Consider the following 16,857-nt stretch of genomic DNA (forward strand, 5'->3'; position numbering starts at 1 on the left):
AGATCATGACAGCGATTGAATTAAAGACCATATTGATCCACAGGATATCCGAAATTAACGATGTTTCTTTTCTCAAAGCATTAAAGACAATTCTTGACTCTAAAACTGAGACCGGTATTATCCAATTGACTCAGTCCCAACTTGATGAAATTATCGCGTCAAAAAAAGAAATAGAACAAGGATTGTTCATTGAAAATGATGTTCTTGATAAAGAAGTAAAGCAGTGGCTAAACGCAATATAATCTGGTCAACGCGAGCCAAGGACAGGCTTTATGCTATCCTTAAATTTTATATCGAAAGAAATAAGAGTAAATCTTATTCTATCAAGCTTTATAGATTAATTTCAAAAGAGGTTAAACTCCTTCAGAAATACCCTGATTTGGGATTAAAAACAACAGATGATTCCATCCGTGGATTAATAATAGAAAATTATATAGTCTATTACGAAATAACTGAAGATACAATTGTAATCCATACCATTTGGGACTGCAGGCAGGATTTTGCCGGTAAAATAATTAAATAGAAGAATCCTACTTCTGTTAATCCTTCATGCGACCGTGCATGCGGAGCGCCGGAATAATGAATTGGTGTATGCGACTTCATATCCGGCGTCGCTCTTTAATTTATTTAATAATCTGACTAAATTTGAAGCATGAAAGCAATCAAAAATAATTTCCCGTTCCAAACCATTGACTGGACTGACATTCCCAAAACCGCGCACAAAGGCGAAAGCGGGACCGCATATTGGCAGACCTTACAATTGCCAGGATTAAGGATCAGACTCGTGGAATACTCAAAAGGATACCTTGCAGACCATTGGTGTCAAAAAGGCCACATTGTCCATTGTCTGGTTGGGGAATTTATAAGCGAAATGCATGATGGCGCAAAATTTAACCTGACTACAGGAATGACCTATGTGGTTTCAGATGAATTGAGCTCCCATCGTTCAGTCACTGTAAATGGCGTGAAACTATTGATCATTGATGGGGATTTCCTTAAACCGGAAATTGAAAATGATACGAAATAACTTTAAAACACTTCTGTTATGTCAGCTTACGTTATTGTAGAGATTGCGGTTCATAATCCAAAGGAATATGAAGAATACAAAAAGCTTTCTCTTCCCTCACTTAAGCCTTTTAACGGAAGGTTTATCGTCAGGGGAGGAAAGACAGAAACACTGGAAGGCGACTGGCAACCGGAAAGAATAGTGGTTTTAGAGTTTCCTGACGCGGACCTCGCCAGGGAATGGTGGAATTCGGATATTTATGCCAAAGCTAAAGCCATTCGCCAGAGAACTGCTACAACAAAAATGGTTTTGATTGAGGGAGTATAACTTTTCAGACAACAGGGTTTCCAACCTGAAGGTTTCGGCTCTTCACCCTAAGCCCTTTGCAATTAGTTCTTATCTTTGAAAGATGTTTTTCGCAGATCTTCGCAGATTAACACGCAGATTTGCGCAGAATTATCAGCGTATATCTAAAACAACCATCTTAATTTTTAAAAACATCCTATCACCGATATCAATCATGAAAACGAAGAAAAAATCCATGACCATCGGCATCCTGAGTTCCGGAGGCGATTGTCCCGGCATCAACGCCGCCATTCGTGGCGTTGGCAAAACTGCCATAGTCGAATACGGGATGCAGGTGATCGGCATTTCCGACGGCTTCCTCGGCCTGATCAATGAGGAATACCAGGAGCTTACCGAGCAGCAGCTTTCGGGCATACTGACCCTTGGTGGCACCATCCTGGGCACTTCGCGTGAAAAGCCATTTAAAAAGGATAAAGACAGCAGCCAGGATCAGATCAACAAGCCAAAACTGATCAAAAAGCATTACAAGGAGTTGGGTCTCGACGCGCTGGTTTGCATCGGCGGTAATGGCACACAACGAACAGCGGCTATGCTTGTCGATGAAGGCCTGAATATCATTGGCCTGCCCAAAACCATTGATAATGACGTCTGGGGCACCGAGATCACATTCGGTTTTGACTCTGCACTTGGCATTGCGACAGACGCCATCGACCGGCTGCATACGACCGCAAACTCGCACAAAAGGATCATGGTTATCGAACTGATGGGGCATAATGCCGGCTGGCTTACCTTGTATGCTGGCATTGCCGGTGGGGGTGATGTGATCCTTTTACCCGAGATCAGGTACGATATGGACATTGTTGCGGATTACCTGGTCAGGCGCGCCAGGGCCAAAAAGCCTTACTCCATTGTTGTGGTTGCCGAAGGGATTGATAAGCCAAAAAAAGATAAAGCCGCCACCTACATCGCCCAAAATATTGAAAAGATCACCGGGCTGGAAACACGGGAAACGATCCTCGGGTATATCCAGCGCGGGGGCAGCCCGTCGCCGAACGACCGAATCCTGGCCACCCGTTTCGGCGCTCATGCCGTGGAGTTGATAGCGAAAGGCAAATTCGGGCATATGGTAGCTCAAAAAGGCGGAGAAATGACTTCGGTGCCTTTGAAAGACGTAGGCGATAAAACACGCCTGGTGCCGGCTGATTTCCCGTTGATCAGTAAAGGTAGAAAGATGGGGATTTGCTTCGGGGATAAGTTTTGCGGACAGGAGATTGTGTAATTTTATATTTTAAATGTGGTATGGTGTATTTTATAAGGATTTTATTTACAAACAACTTATAAAATACCACATACAACATAGAACATTAAACTCAATTTGCAATATGATATTCCGAAAATTACTTCTTTTAATAATTCTATTCGAGGCAGTGTATTCCACTGCCCAGGACACCACCCTGATAACTTATTATGAGCAGTCCGGTTACAAGGCAACTCCTTCGTACGACGAAACGGTAGCCTATTGCAAGCAACTCGACCAGGCTTCGCCGTTTATCCAATACACGACCTTCGGCACCAGTCCGCAGGGAAGAAAACTTCCTTTGCTAATTATTGATGGTGAAGGCCGGTTTGATCCTGCATCAGCCAGGCGGTCCGGTAAACTTGTCCTTCTCGTCCAGGCTGGAATCCATCCAGGCGAAATTGACGGCAAAGACGCAGGGCTCATGTTCTTCCGCGATCTGGCTATCCGCCAGCTTTTTGGAAACATGCCGGAAAACCTGACTATCCTGTTCATCCCGATATTTAATGTCGACGGGCATGAGCGCTTTGGCCCTTATAACCGGATCAACCAGGACGGCCCGGAGGAGATGGGCTGGCGCACCACGGCACAAAACCTTAACCTGAACCGCGATTTCCTGAAGGCTGATTCACCTGAAATGCAGGCATGGCTGAAGCTTTACCAGCAGTGGCTCCCTGACTTTTTCACCGATATCCACGTCACCGACGGCGCCGATTTCCAGTATGTTTCCACGTACGGGCTGGAGACTATTGGTAATATGGACGAAGGTCTGACCAAATGGACGAATGAGCAACTGATCCCGGCCATGGAACAATCCATGGATGCTGCAGGCTATCCCATGTTTCCCTACATCATGTTCCGCCGCTGGCACGATCCCCGCAGCGGGCTGCGGAGCAGTGTGGCTGGACCCAGGTTCTCACAGGGCTACACCGCCGCACAGAACCGCATCGGGCTGCTGGTCGAAAACCATTCCCTGAAAGATTATAAAACCCGCGTCAGCAGCACCTATGAACTGCTGCATTTTCTCAGCGGATTTCTGAATGAACAGGCCGCCGGGATCATAGAACTCAGCCAGCTGGCAGACTTAAATGCCGCTTCAGCCGTATTCCGCCAACAACCTCTCTCTGTAAACTTCACCACCGGCAAAGACAGCATTATGGTTGATTTCCACGGTGTGGAATACGAAATAGAAAACAGCGACCTCACGGGCGGAAATTGGTTCAGATACCATCCCGACAGGCCTTTGACATTCAAAGTGCCTTATTTCAATCAGCAGGTCCCTTCCGCATTTGTCAGGATCCCGGAAGCCTATATCATCCCGCCCGAATGGAGCGAAGTCATTGAAAAATTAGCCCTGCACGGCATCCGTTATTCCGTTCTGGATAATCCGGTAAAGATCGGTGTGGAATCATATTATTTCACCAAGATAGAATACGGGAAGTCTTCTTTTGAAGGACGGCTCCAGGTCACTCCGACATTCGATACTATTACGGAAGAAAGAGATTATCCTGCCGGATCTGTCGTCATTCCAACAAACCAACGCACCGCAAGGGTAATTGCCCATATGCTGGAACCGGCTTCCCCCGATTCTTACCTGCAGTGGGGATTTTTCAATGCCATCTTCGAGATGAAGGAATACTTCGAGACTTATGTCATGGAGGAATATGCCCGGAAAATGATCACAGATAATCCGGGGTTGAAAGCAGAGTTTGAGAAATGGAAGGCATCAAATCCGGAAGCCACTCAGAACCAATGGGCACAGCTGGAATGGTTCTTCTTCAGATCGCCTTATATGGACAAAAAAAGGAATGTGTATCCGGTTGGGAGGATTTTAGACAGAATTATCCTCGAAAAAGTATTGCAAAATATAAAATAATTATAACAGCAAAAGTTCTTTGCTTTCATGCTCCAGGAGCCATCTTTTCCGCCATAATCCACCTGCATAACCCGTCAGGGAACCGTCTGAACCTATAACCCTGTGGCATGGCACAATGACACTCACCGGGTTGGCTCCATTGGCTGCAGCAACCGCCCGGATAGCTTTTAAATTGCCAAGCTTTAACGCCAATTCTTTGTAGGTAATAGTTTTCCCAAAAGGGATTTTCAGCAGTTCTTCCCAGACTTTTTTCTGGAATCCGGTGCCTTTCAAGTCGAGTTCCAGGTCAAATATTTCCCGTTTATAATTGAAGTATTCATCAAGTTGAATAAAACATTGAGATGCCATTTCACCCCGCCCATCCTCTTCATCCTCAATATTATCTACAAATACCAATGAAGTTATCCTGTTTTCATTGCTAATAATTCTTACCCATCCTATGGGTGACTTATAATAAGATTTCATTCTTTTAATAAATCCAATATTTTCGCATAAAAATAAACTTAATATTACCACAATACATCAGGACACAATAGGATTACACATTAGAAATAAAGGAATCTTCTTACACGAAGAAGACACGAAGAACCACGAAGAAAAAATTCCTTTACGTACCTTTGCGTCTTCTTTGCGTGACTTTGCGTGACAACTTTTAATCATCATCAGATTAAAACCCGTTCAGCTTCATCGTCACGGTCGGGATCAATAGGATAATCCCCAGAATAAACAAGATCAGGATCAGCGGCCACACCCATTTCAGCCATTTATCATATGGGATGCGGGCTACACCCAGCGCTCCTATTAGCACGCCTGAGGTCGGGGTGATCATATTAGTGAACCCGTCGCCGAACTGGAAAGCCATGACAGTGGCCTGGCGCGAAAGATGGATCAGATCAGAAAATGGTGCCATAATGGGCATGGTCAGGGCTGCTTTGGCAGATCCGGAAGGAATAACAAAGTTAATGATGGTCTGGATCACGTACATGGTGCTCACAGCCTGTATCTGGCCCACCTGGTGCAGCGTTGAAGCTAACCTGAAGAGAATGGTATCAATCACCCTGCCATCTTCCAGGATCACGATAATCCCTCCTGCAAGGCCTACGACCAAGGCGGCAGAAACAATGTCCCTGGCCCCGTCAAGAAACAGGCTCACCTGGCGGTTGCCGCCATAACCCATCGAAAGTCCGGAAGCGATACCCATGGCGAAGAAAAGTGCCGCGATTTCCATGATATACCAACCATATCCCATTACACCGATAATCAGGAAGATAATCGTAAATAACAGGATATTCAGGATGTAATAATGGACCGTCTTGCGCAGGGCCAGGATACTCGTGATGGCAAACAATGCGGTTGCGATGGGAATGGCAGGGAACCTCGCCGGTTCAGCGTTGCCGACCTTGACCTCTGATATGGGATAAGCGACTGAAAATAAGATAAGTGCGAAAAGCGTTAATCCAAACGAAATCCAGGCGGCTGAAGGGGTATGGAATTCGATGTGATCATCCTGGTCAGCGTTCCTTTCCCTCCAATGCGCGTCTACCGCAAATACCGGGGAGCGTTGCGGTGTCTTTTTAATTTTCCTTGCGTAAAGCAGTACAAACCCTATTCCCACGATATTGATAATGATCCAGCAGAAAAAGCGATACTCAAGCCCGGAAAACAGGGGCAATCCAGCGATCCCCTGCGCTATCCCGATCGTAAACGGGTTTAGCATGGCCCCGGCAAAACCAAGATGAGCCCCTAAATAGCACATGGATACGCCTACGATGGAATCGTATCCCATAGAAATAGCCAGTGGTACTAAAATGATCACAAAAGCGATCGTTTCTTCACTCATCCCGAAAATAGCCCCGAATAAACTGAACATCAGCATAATCAGCACGATCACAACATTATCCACTCCAATTGACTTGAAAAACCGCAGGTGCTCCAATTTTCTTGTAAACCTGATAAATGACATGATCCCGGCATCAAGCGCTTTGGTGCTGTTCATTATCCAGAATGCCCCGCCAATCATCAGGATAAAGACGATAATCCCGGCCTGGCGTGTGAATCCCTTATAAAGGGCACCAAATATCTGCCAAGTCTGCGGCTGGCTTTCCAAAGGATGGAAAACGAGCTGGCTGACTTCTTTTCCATCTACTATTTTCATCCCTTCGGCATAATCACCACCCGGCAGCAACCACGTGAGCACAGCTGCTAAAATGATCAATGAAAAAATTATCACATAAGTATGGGGAAACTTCATTTTCATAGTGCAAAATTCAATGTGCAAAATTAAAAGTTGAAGTTATTAAGTTCATAAATGACCACCTAATAACTACTTAATGACCATCCTAGAACTTCTCATCATACTTCGTCCAAAGATAATCCCCCAGTTTCCAGGCCTTATCGATCACATAGCTTCCCCATTGCCCTGTATAACCGGTCAGGAAAGCTTTTCCCTTATCCGTATCCTGCTTGTACATCTGAACTGCTTGTTGTTCGAAGGTTTTTTGTGAATCAAACAGTTCCTGCTGGATGGGGTTCCAGATGGCATCCACATCGCGGCGCATATCGCCCCAGCGCTGGGCCGTCAGTGTGCCAAGGCGGTTGAAGGCCCACCAGGCCGATTTATTGCTGAAGCCTTCGATGCGTCCATCAATCTTATATGGTTCCGGCAGGTCGGTCACACCGCAGTAAACCGGGATGTAAACCGAAGTGGAAACATTATCCATCGCCAGCCAGACCACCCCGCCGATGGGGTCGGGCAGGAAGTCACGGCACTGGATGATGGTGGCATACATGGTGTACCAGCGGGCGATCGTCCTTTCTCCCAGCCAGCCCCAGCCGCCGTTGATCTTGAACAGCTTGTTCGCATCGTAAGGCATGTGCGGATTGGCCAGTGGCGAGATCACTGATTTTCCGTTATCATCAGTGACGATCATATCTTTGGTCATATCGAACGGAGTTCCTTCGTAATAATCTTTGAAGATCGAAACCAGTTTTTCCAGGGCAACAGGTTTATCAGGTTTTACGGAGAAAGGAAAGTTTTCCGCATTGGGGTCCAGTTTCAGTGATGGGGCAATCAGGTCGAGCACACGCCATTCCCTGCGGCGCGATGCAAAAGAAGTGCGGCTTTCAGGGGCGTAGGCATAGCAGAATTCAAAATCCTCTTTCGAGTTGCACCAGCCTGAGTCGAGAGCAACCTGGAAGACATTCTCCGAAGCCAGGAAGTTAGCCTTATCTTTCAGGTTGATCTTCCGGATACGGCTGGCGTTTGCGTTAATTGCAACATGGTCGTCAGGCACCCGCTGGGCTACCCAGACCGAACCGATCTGTCCTTTTCCCGAACCCAGTATCTCGAAGTTCCAGACTTCTTTCTTATCGGCGATTGTCAGGCATTCGCCTGCATCATTATAGCCATATTTTGCCGTCAGTTCACCGGCCAGTTTGATCGCTTCCTGGGCTGTGGTGCAGCGTTCGATCATGAGCTGGCAAAGCATGGTGCAATCGATCAGTCCCTTGTCTGATTGCAATTGTTCCCTGCCGCCAAAGGTAGATTCGCCGATGGCAAGCTGGTGCTCGTTGATGCAAGGGTAGGCTGAGTTCACGTAAGCATGGGTATGGCTCACCTGCGGTATCTCCCCTGTTTTATTGTAAACGTACAATGGCATGGCAAAGGTATCGCATGGCACACGTTTGGTGATGTCACACATGGTGCCGGGAGCGTAATCTTTTGCCGGTTGGATGAATATCGAGGAACGCGTCCGGTGGCTGTCGTCGGTATGGGAAGTGATGACGGAGCCGTCAATGGTTGCCAGCCTTCCGCAGGTAATTGATGTGCAGCCGTCGGGTTCAGTGCCGACCCAGTCGGTTTGATCGACCTGTGAGATCACCTGTGAGGTCCATATACAGAAGAGGGCGAAGAAGAATACATTTATTTTTTTCATATTTAGAGGATAATTTATAGTTCAATCAGAAGCCAAATATAGTTCAATAAATCTCTTACCTTTGCATCTGGCATCAAGAATGGAATGAGCGAACCCATCAAGCACGAATGCGGCATTGCATTGATCCGGCTTCTTAAGCCGTCTGAACATTACCTGGCCAAATACGGCACTTCGTTCTTTGGCCTGAAAAAGCTGCACCTGATGATGCAAAAGCAGCATAACCGCGGACAGGATGGCGCCGGTATCGCCTGCGTGAAGTTCGACCTCGCCCCGGGGCATAAATTCATCGACCGGGCCCGTTCCAATTCAAGTACAGCTCTCACGGATATTTTCCAGACCGTTTACAGCCGTATCAACGACATCGGCGAAAAAAATGCCCGCCTTCTTAATGATTCCCACTGGCTGAAGTATCATGCCGAGTTCACCGGTGAACTCTTCATGGGACACCTGCGGTACAGCACCTTTGGTAAACAAGGGATCGAATTATTGCACCCGGTGCTCCGCAGCAACAACTGGGAAACCAAAAACCTGGTCATGGCCGGAAATTTCAACCTCACCAATGTCGATGAGCTGTTTGAACGCCTTATCGATCTTGGTCAGCACCCGATCGAGACTTCCGACACTATTACGATGCTCGAAAAGATCGGTCATTTTCTCGATGAAGAAAACGAACGGTTATACCAGGAATTCAAACAGGCCGGCCACCCGAAAAGGGACATTTCAGGACTGATCGCTAAACATCTCGATATTCAGGCCATCCTTACGCAGTCGAGCAAAGATTGGGACGGTGGCTATTCCATCATCGGCGCTATCGGGCACGGGGATGCCTTTGCCATGCGCGACCCTTCCGGTATCAGGCCTGCCTATTATTACAAAGACGATGAAGTGGTGGTAGTGGCATCTGAAAGACCGGTTATCCAGACGACTTTCAATGTGCCTTATGAATCCGTCAAAGAGATCAAACCGGGATATGCCTTGATAATCAAGAAAGACGGGCACGTTTCAGAACAACTATGCAAGGAACCTCTCGAAAGGAAATCCTGTTCCTTCGAACGGATTTATTTCTCCAGGGGTAGCGATTTTGAGATTTACCGTGAGCGGCAAAAACTGGGCAAAGCCCTGACCCCTGCTATCCTGGATGCTATCGACAACGACCTGGAAAACACAGTGTTTTCCTTCATCCCCAATACAGCTTCGGTTGCATTCCAGGGGCTGATGAATGAATTAGAGAAGGTCTGCGCCCGGATAAAAAAGGAAAAGATACTGCAACTGGGAAAGTCACTCACGCCTGCAAAACTTGAAGAGATCCTTTCCATCAGACCCCGGGTTGAGCAAGTCGCGGTCAAGGACGCCAAACTGCGTACTTTTATCACCCAGGATAAAGACCGGGATGACCTTGTCGGTCATATCTACGACATTACTTACGGATCGATAAAGAAAGGGGTTGATAATCTGGTCGTGCTTGATGATTCCATCGTTCGCGGCACTACGTTAAAGCACAGCATCATCCGGATCCTTGACCGGCTTCAGCCCAAAAAGATCATCGTAGCCTCCTCAGCGCCCCAGATCCGCTATCCCGACTGCTACGGCATCGATATGTCGAAACTTCATGATTTTATTGCTTTCCATGCAGCGATCAATTTGCTGAAAGAAACCAGGCAGGGACATATTATTAATGAGGTCTATAAAAAGTGCAGGGCACAGGCGAATTTACCCAAAGAAGAGGTAACCAACCACGTAAAAGAGATTTATAAGCCATTTACTGCAGAACAGATTTCGGCCAAGATAGCCGCGATGCTGACTACAAGCGAAACCAAATCGGCTATCCATGTTGTTTACCAGAAAATTGAGGATTTGCATGAGGCCTGTCCTGACCATAGAGGCGACTGGTATTTCACAGGTAATTACCCCACACCGGGTGGAAATAAGGTCGTGAACAAGGCATTTATCAATTACATAGAAGGCAGGGATGTCCGGCCTTACTGATTGATCCGGTTAAATTCTCCGCTGATCTTTCCGGCAAGTTCCAAAAATTCTTCTTTCGACAGTTCAAGTTTTGGCTTCCTGAAGTCAATATCGTAAACGGTATTGATAGGGACAAGGTGGATGTGGGCATGCGGGATCTCAAGTCCAAGAACAGCGATGCCAATCCTTTGGCAGGGTACAACTTTTTCAATTGCTAAGGCTACTTTTTTGGCAAAGAGGAACAGATCACGGTACATTTCGTCGTCTATTGCAAAAAGATAATCCACTTCCTGTTTTGGGATGACAAGGGTATGGCCTTTTGCAAGGGGACTAATATCGAGAAACGCAAGGAATCGATCGTCTTCTGCTACCTTGTAACAAGGGATTTCCCCATTGACGATCCGGGTAAAAATACTTGGCATGGTAATAAGTTATTTATCGTGTGACTTCAATAATCTCGAAATGCAGTTTTCCGGCAGGGACATCAATTTCCACCTGGTCGCCCACTACTTTTCCCAGCAATCCTTTGGCAATAGGTGAAGTGACAGATATCTTGCCCAGTTTGAGATTAGCTTCTGATTCAGGGACAATAGAATAGGACGTACTTGATCCATTCTTCAGATTTTTCAATCTTACCGTACTAAGGATAAGCACCTTCCGGGTATCCATTTTAGTTTCATCAATAATCCTGGCGTTGCTGATCTCATCCTGAATTTTTGCAATTTTCATCTCAAGCATGCCTTGTGCATTCTTGGCAGCATCATATTCTGCATTTTCCGAAAGGTCGCCTTTATCCCGTGCTTCAGCGATTTGTTTCGAGATGGACGGCCTTTCCACAGTAGTCAGGTAATTAAGTTCTTCCCTGAGTTTGTCAAGCCCTTCCCTGGTATAATATTTTGATTCTGCCATAATTTTTATTGATGTCATTTCGGTTAAAATAGCAAAAAGACCCTTCAGCGAGGGTCTCTTTGCAAGTACAAAGATACTGATATTATTCTTTCAGGTATTAATATTTCAATCGTACACCGAATGCCTGAGTGCCCCTGAAATTATCGGTAGTTTGGTAAGCATAGTCAATACCCAATATTAAACCGCTTTTCTTGCTGACCGGAACTTCGATGGTAGCGCCGAAGCTGACACCTTTATAAGCATTGGTCCTGTTGGGATCATTGACACCGGCAGTAATACCATTCTCATAAGTATAAGCACCGTGTAAAATTAAATACTCTTTCAAGCTATATTCAAGGCCAAGGGTAAACTGGTCTTTGGAAAAAGAGTTGGAAGTAAAATTACCTGCAAGGGTCAGACGGTTCCATTCTCCAATCAGGAAATCATATGAGGCTCCGATACGCAACTGGGTTGGTAATTCGAAACTTTCCGAGCGTTGGTAAACAGATATGGAATTATCATTTCCCTGGAAAAATGATTTGATAGAAAATCCATCACCGGTAAATTTCATAGCAGGACCCAGGTTACGCAATGTAATACCGAACTTGGCCTGGTCACGTTCACCTGCAACATACATAACGCCTGCATCGATTGAAATTCCCTGGGCGCTGGCATCGGGAATGGATTCAGAGATGATCCTGACGGTCAGGCCGGCGAAAATGCTGTTTGAAAAAGCTTTTGAATAAGAAAGAGCAAAATTCAAAAGATTGGGTTTATAAGTTGCACCAGTTCCATCCGGCTGATCGGTCGTTGTGACATCCAGATCTCCAAATTGCATGGAAAAAACTGATAACCCGATGACCCCGGTTTCTCCTGCCCTGACACCGAGTCCGAAATTAGAGATCCCTATACCGGAACCCTTCAGCCATGTAGTCTGGGTAAAACCTATATCAAGTTTATTAACAAAAGCCAAACCGGCAATATTGGAAAACATTGATTCAACTCCTCTGACATTGGAAGTGTTCACACCTCCCCAACCAGCGCTTCCAGCCCACGGATTAATAAGCAATTCAGGAGCTCCGGCCTGGCCGGACCTGTCTTTGTTACCAGCCTGCACCCCGGAAAAAGTGAAAGATAATGCAGTGATGATTGTCAGGGCTGCCAGGTATCTGTAAAAGTTCTTCATGGTAGATGAAATTTTATTATTAATCATTTATCCTAGCCTACTATTAAAACACATTAAGATCAGGAGTTCTCAATCCGCCGAACCACTTGATGATTTTCTCACCGTCATTGGATTTCACGTGGATGATATAAACACCCCCGGCGATCGGAACACCTGCAAAATTTTTGAGGTCCCAGTCAACAGATGTTTTCTCTTCATCTTTAGTGATTTGCCTGATCAGTGTGCCATTAACATTATAGATCGAAATAACGCATTGAACAGGCAGATTGGTTATCTTAACCCTGTTGTCAAGAGCATTCCGCTCATAACCTGAGCCTCCGGCGTAAGCATAGTAGGGGTTTGGAACAACCTGTATCAAATCCAGATCGCTTTTAGCTTTATCAGCATTATTCATCTCGGTGGCAACTGATTCGGTTTCGAAACGGTACATAGGCAGTTGCTTGTTCTGAGAGTTTGCAATGGAAAGAGAATCCATCGGCACAGAGTAGTACTTTTCATATGGCTTAGCGACCCTGATACGAATCTTCACATCATTATTAAGCCATTCCTTGCCATCGACTGAAAGTGGCATTCCCACCCACATAACAGAAGAGTACCAGGCCATTTCATAAACAATTGATGGCACTTCATGGACATTGTAACCATTCCTGATAAAGCTGCAGGCATCGTAAGCAGGGAAATTATATATATAGTTCTGCAGATTGCGCGTGATATGATCCATGATATAAACATAATGTTTTCCTCCGAACCTGGGATTTCTTGATAATGAATCTAAAATTTTGGATGTCGGATTATAGCGCATATCTCTTCCATTGTCTTCAGCCAACCAACTATCTTCCCCGAACATAATGTTCATCCTTTCGCTGGTTTCCACGTTAATGGCGTATCCGGGGAACCAGCTCATGCTGCTGTCGGAAATATAATTGGGGGCATTTGGATCATTGCTTGGACCACTGCCGACAGCGGCATAATTTCCATCTCTGTCAACCGAACGGGCAGCCCTGAATTTAAATCTTTTCACTCCACCCTCTGAAAGGTTATTATCCGGACACATTTCAATAACTGTCGCCCGTGACCATTTGGATTTATCAGAAGTAAATACGATATCTACACTATAAACATCTTCAATCAGGGAATACTGTTTTGAACTGCTATTATAGCATGGCCCGGTACTATCCTGGTCATTGGCTGCACAAAGGATATATGGAGCCCACGTGCCATTTATGATTCTCTCATAGTTCTGATTGGGGTCGAACGGTTTAACGGGCATGTTCCAGTCGCTGCTTCCACCATCTCGGTAAGTACCGGCACGGATCCAGTTTCTGGAATCTCCCGGAACATCGTTGTCTTCCACACCGCTAAGCCACCGGTAGGAGCTGTCCTGATAAGTGAGGGATGATTCAAGGATTCCGTTATTTACGGCAAGGATGTCATATATTGATATATAGCTGTTAGCGGTATTGTCGAAAATTTCCCCCAGCTTTTTTGGGCCCGGATTGTATATCGACTTCATATTCACTGAGATACCAAGATCAAGGAAGATTTGTTCATTTTGCTGATCCAGTGTTGCATCGGAAGGATAAACTTTACCTGTCGATTCATCCTCCAGGTGCCATGATCCCGTAATGAAACTGGCTGTATCGCCTCCTGCAACAAGAGCTTGATTTCCTGAGACATTGTAATTCTTCTTTAAATAAAGGGTATCAAATTTCAGGATATAACGTCCAGTGGAAACATTCAGCGGATCAATAATTTTGACGTTAACCGGACCAAAACCATTGACATACTTAGCTTCATAAGCAATAGGATACTTTGGATGGCCAAGCCGGACCGTATCACCATCAACTACAGAACCCACCGGTTCTTTCGACATGATTTCGTCTATTGTTTCCTGCGTAAATTCCAGGATCATACCATCGTTGCCCTGACCTTCGATGCGGGTAACTGCAGGGCCATCGCCATAGCTTGAATTCATGACCATTCCATTGATGGTTTTATGCGGGATGGCAGTATAGGTTTGGATATTCTTACGACCGGGCAGATAGGATTGCTTTTGGCCAAATTTACCTATCTGGTCTTCAGGATTATAAGGAAGATATTCATTGTAAGCATAAGCAATGATGGTGTAATAGTATTGCTTGTGATTGACAAGCCGATTATCTCCGGTGGCAAATAAATCTGTAGTCACCCGGAAAGAGTGCTGAATACCTTCATCTCCGCCATCAACAACTTCATCTACAGGGATATTAAATCCGAGCTCTTTGTTGAAGTAATGGTTGATGATACGCCCCACGCCGTTTTTCGTGTCGAACTGTGCGACGCGTCTGACCTGGTCCGGATTGAAATTATTACCATATTCATCTTTGGCAACGCCCAATGTCACCGAAGCGTCTTTCAACTGAAAGACCTGATAGCCTTCAAAGCGGTAAAGAGAATCGCTTCTTTGCTCAGGATGAGCCGGATTAGGTTGAAGAATATTCGGGTCAAACTCTGCATATTTTTCCTGATAGTTATTCGACCCTTTGGGATTATCAATATAGACCAGCAATTCGCGGTCCAGCTCACGGATTACCAGGTCAGGAGCATTGGGGCCATCAATGACCTTAAAGCAGTTATCAAACAAAGCCTGGCATTTATCATCGACTGTCCTCAGCAACTCGACTGAGGCCCAGGGTCCGCCTGCTGATGCCCTTGCCCATGGAATACCTACAGTGATGTAATTGACAGCTCCCGGTTTCAGGGTAAAGGGTCCGGCAGATTGCATAAAGCGGCGGTCATTAGGGACATTACCTGCTTCTTCCTCAGTCCAGTACTTTCCGTTTTGGTTATATCCGCCATTAGGTGGCTGGAATCTTGTTCCCCAGTTACATGGGTCGGAATCACCCGGGAACATGAATTCACATACCGGCCCGACAGCTCCTGAACTGCTGTGAGCATTACCGCCATAAAGCATCAGGGTATTGTCCTTCCAGATACCCCTGAGGAAGTTATAATATTCCGATGCCACACTTGGGTCTGACATGTAATCAGCTCCCCCGTTGTTATGGTAAACGAACCTTCTCATCCCGTAACGTTCATCGTCAACAATCCCGTTGCCGAAATTTACGCCGTTGATAGCCATCTGGTCTACTTCAAAGTTCTGGCCTTGTCCGATCAGGTTGCAATCACCGGTAAATCCGGGATTATCATATCCGTCCGGGTCAATGTACGGGCCCTGGAAAAAGTCAACTCCGATAGCAGGAGGTTGAGACCCGTATGCTGACGGTTCTCCGCTGCCATCGATAGCCTTCCCGTTATAACAATAACCGAGTCCTCTTAAAACATCACAGCCTACAAAGTCGTCCCATGCATAACCCAGGTCGGTGTCAACCCAGGGGCAGAAGTATGTTTGAGTTAATTCAAATGTCGACCGGTTAATGATCTCATAAGAATAGAAAGTCATATTATTGATTTCATCATTGGTGGCAAAAGCAAAGGCCTGGGCCCTGACTTCCATACCGATCGGAGATCCCTGGGTTTCAGTATGCGTATTGCCTTTGTCATTGAAGATCCACCATAATGTCTGGTCGCCTTTGATGACCTGATCAACCAGGATACTGCCAACAAGAGGAACTTTATAATTCGTCAATTCTTCTTCCATAGTCCTTGCCGGAATATAATTCGGGTCGCCGGCAAAATTGATCGGGCAAAGTTCGTTTTTAATATCATAATATGGATAGTCTCCATTATTCGGGTCATATTCTCCATCCCCGTCGACATCCCGGAAGGGGGCCAGGTAATAGCTCTGCAATTTAGCTACATCGCCATGGGCCGGCCAGTCGATTATTGATTTGGGAATGCTGTAGCCCGGGAAATCCACGGTTTTGTTATCACTGATCCACCATGACAGGAACTCATCAACTTCCAGGCGAGTAATAGGATAATGTTTGTCATATTTCGAACAGGTTTCCTGGTCAACGGCAGCTGTACCATCCGTGGTCAGCGGGCCTGACCAGTAATCATTACCAACCTGCCGGTAACGGAGAGCGGCCAATTTGAGCTGGTTGTTGATATCAAGGCCTCCGATCCAGAGTGATCCTGAGAACATGGACGTGGCTGTTCCTGATTTAGGAATAAAATACTGGGCTCCGATTCCACCCGGAAGATCCCACCACATATCACCCCCGGTGTTGATCCTGCATCTGACATTGTTAATGTCCAGGAAACGGAAACCGGAAGCTGCAGAACATCCCGCAGCCGTGGATTTAATGGCGCTTGTATTTTTGTTTGGTCCCACAAATTCCCTGGAAAAGGCAACACCTGTCAGTAGTAATCCTATTAGCAATAAAGATAGGAACCGATAGATATTTCTCATTTTCATATTATAATTTCTTATGATTTTCATTTTCAAGTATGGTT

At 45.8% G+C, this 16,857-nt stretch carries 14 protein-coding genes; 7 read left to right on the forward strand and 7 right to left on the reverse strand.

The features are described 5' to 3' along the window. Nucleotides 1-5 precede the first annotated feature (5 nt). From M0Q51_10610 to M0Q51_10635, 6 genes are all read left to right on the forward strand, one after another. Nucleotides 6-242 carry a hypothetical protein gene (locus M0Q51_10610; protein ID MCK9400427.1) on the forward strand — a complete coding sequence of 79 codons (237 nt, stop codon included), beginning with the start codon at nt 6-8 and terminating at the stop codon, nt 240-242. Continuing rightward, complete coding sequence (locus tag M0Q51_10615) at nt 224-523, forward strand: type II toxin-antitoxin system RelE/ParE family toxin (GenBank protein MCK9400428.1); 300 nt, start codon at nt 224-226, stop codon at nt 521-523. The genes M0Q51_10610 and M0Q51_10615 overlap by 19 nt, the downstream gene beginning before the upstream one ends. A gap of 129 nt (nt 524-652) precedes the next feature. Continuing rightward, nucleotides 653-1,027: a DHCW motif cupin fold protein gene (locus M0Q51_10620; GenBank protein MCK9400429.1), complete on the forward strand. Its 375-nt coding sequence runs from the start codon at nt 653-655 to the stop codon at nt 1,025-1,027. Nucleotides 1,028-1,045: 18 nt separating this feature from the next. Next, nucleotides 1,046-1,333, forward strand: coding sequence for a DUF1330 domain-containing protein (locus M0Q51_10625; GenBank protein ID MCK9400430.1), 288 nt, complete (start codon nt 1,046-1,048; stop codon nt 1,331-1,333). A 214-nt stretch (nt 1,334-1,547) separates the two neighbouring features. Beyond that, complete coding sequence (locus M0Q51_10630) at nt 1,548-2,591, forward strand: 6-phosphofructokinase (protein ID MCK9400431.1); 1,044 nt, start codon at nt 1,548-1,550, stop codon at nt 2,589-2,591. A 103-nt stretch (nt 2,592-2,694) separates the two neighbouring features. Next, entirely contained in the window at nt 2,695-4,485 is a 1,791-nt protein-coding gene (locus tag M0Q51_10635) for a M14 family metallopeptidase (protein ID MCK9400432.1), read from the forward strand. Here M0Q51_10635 and M0Q51_10640 read toward each other — a convergent pair whose 3' ends face one another. The 3 genes from M0Q51_10640 to M0Q51_10650 form a co-directional block, all read right to left on the reverse strand. Then, nucleotides 4,486-4,950: a methylated-DNA--[protein]-cysteine S-methyltransferase gene (locus M0Q51_10640; GenBank protein MCK9400433.1), complete on the reverse strand. Its 465-nt coding sequence runs from the start codon at nt 4,948-4,950 to the stop codon at nt 4,486-4,488. Nucleotides 4,951-5,152: 202 nt separating this feature from the next. Continuing rightward, entirely contained in the window at nt 5,153-6,742 is a 1,590-nt protein-coding gene (locus M0Q51_10645; protein MCK9400434.1) for an AbgT family transporter, read from the reverse strand. An 82-nt stretch (nt 6,743-6,824) separates the two neighbouring features. Continuing rightward, a complete protein-coding gene (locus tag M0Q51_10650) occupies nt 6,825-8,420 on the reverse strand; it encodes a C69 family dipeptidase (protein ID MCK9400435.1) in 1,596 nt (531 codons plus the stop codon). Nucleotides 8,421-8,504: 84 nt separating this feature from the next. Here M0Q51_10650 and M0Q51_10655 point away from each other — a divergent pair, with 84 nt between their 5' ends. Beyond that, on the forward strand, nt 8,505-10,406 hold the full coding sequence (locus M0Q51_10655) for an amidophosphoribosyltransferase (protein ID MCK9400436.1): 1,902 nt from the start codon (nt 8,505-8,507) through the stop codon (nt 10,404-10,406). Here the strand turns inward: M0Q51_10655 and M0Q51_10660 are convergent. The 4 genes from M0Q51_10660 to M0Q51_10675 form a co-directional block, all read right to left on the reverse strand. Further along, the gene (locus tag M0Q51_10660; protein MCK9400437.1) at nt 10,400-10,807 is read right to left on the reverse strand and encodes an HIT domain-containing protein; all 408 of its coding nucleotides are present in this window, start codon (nt 10,805-10,807) and stop codon (nt 10,400-10,402) included. The two genes, M0Q51_10655 and M0Q51_10660, sit on opposite strands and share 7 nt — an antisense overlap. 13 nt (nt 10,808-10,820) lie before the next feature. After that, nucleotides 10,821-11,294: a transcription elongation factor GreA gene (greA, locus tag M0Q51_10665; protein MCK9400438.1), complete on the reverse strand. Its 474-nt coding sequence runs from the start codon at nt 11,292-11,294 to the stop codon at nt 10,821-10,823. Between the two features lie 97 nt (nt 11,295-11,391). Further along, on the reverse strand, nt 11,392-12,459 hold the full coding sequence (locus M0Q51_10670) for a PorV/PorQ family protein (GenBank protein MCK9400439.1): 1,068 nt from the start codon (nt 12,457-12,459) through the stop codon (nt 11,392-11,394). Between the two features lie 43 nt (nt 12,460-12,502). Further along, nucleotides 12,503-16,843 (reverse strand): T9SS type A sorting domain-containing protein, encoded by a 4,341-nt coding sequence (locus tag M0Q51_10675; protein MCK9400440.1) that lies wholly within the window; start codon nt 16,841-16,843, stop codon nt 12,503-12,505. Nucleotides 16,844-16,857: the final 14 nt, after the last annotated feature.

The sequence above is a fragment of the Bacteroidales bacterium genome (genome assembly GCA_023229505.1).
Classification (GTDB): domain Bacteria; phylum Bacteroidota; class Bacteroidia; order Bacteroidales; family JAGOPY01; genus JAGOPY01.

Bases quoted from the DNA above. Each gene is read 5' to 3' on its own strand.
- M0Q51_10610 (MCK9400427.1), top strand. From the start codon at position 6: ATGACAGCGATTGAATTAAAGACCATATTGATCCACAGGATATCCGAA.
- M0Q51_10620 (MCK9400429.1), top strand. From the start codon at position 653: ATGAAAGCAATCAAAAATAATTTCCCGTTCCAAACCATTGACTGGACT.
- M0Q51_10625 (MCK9400430.1), top strand. From the start codon at position 1,046: ATGTCAGCTTACGTTATTGTAGAGATTGCGGTTCATAATCCAAAGGAA.
- M0Q51_10630 (MCK9400431.1), top strand. From the start codon at position 1,548: ATGACCATCGGCATCCTGAGTTCCGGAGGCGATTGTCCCGGCATCAAC.
- M0Q51_10635 (MCK9400432.1), top strand. From the start codon at position 2,695: ATGATATTCCGAAAATTACTTCTTTTAATAATTCTATTCGAGGCAGTG.
- M0Q51_10640 (MCK9400433.1), bottom strand. From the start codon at position 4,950: ATGAAATCTTATTATAAGTCACCCATAGGATGGGTAAGAATTATTAGC.
- M0Q51_10645 (MCK9400434.1), bottom strand. From the start codon at position 6,742: ATGAAAATGAAGTTTCCCCATACTTATGTGATAATTTTTTCATTGATC.
- M0Q51_10650 (MCK9400435.1), bottom strand. From the start codon at position 8,420: ATGAAAAAAATAAATGTATTCTTCTTCGCCCTCTTCTGTATATGGACC.
- M0Q51_10655 (MCK9400436.1), top strand. From the start codon at position 8,505: ATGAGCGAACCCATCAAGCACGAATGCGGCATTGCATTGATCCGGCTT.
- M0Q51_10660 (MCK9400437.1), bottom strand. From the start codon at position 10,807: ATGCCAAGTATTTTTACCCGGATCGTCAATGGGGAAATCCCTTGTTAC.
- greA (MCK9400438.1), bottom strand. From the start codon at position 11,294: ATGGCAGAATCAAAATATTATACCAGGGAAGGGCTTGACAAACTCAGG.
- M0Q51_10670 (MCK9400439.1), bottom strand. From the start codon at position 12,459: ATGAAGAACTTTTACAGATACCTGGCAGCCCTGACAATCATCACTGCA.
- M0Q51_10675 (MCK9400440.1), bottom strand. From the start codon at position 16,843: ATGAAAATCATAAGAAATTATAATATGAAAATGAGAAATATCTATCGG.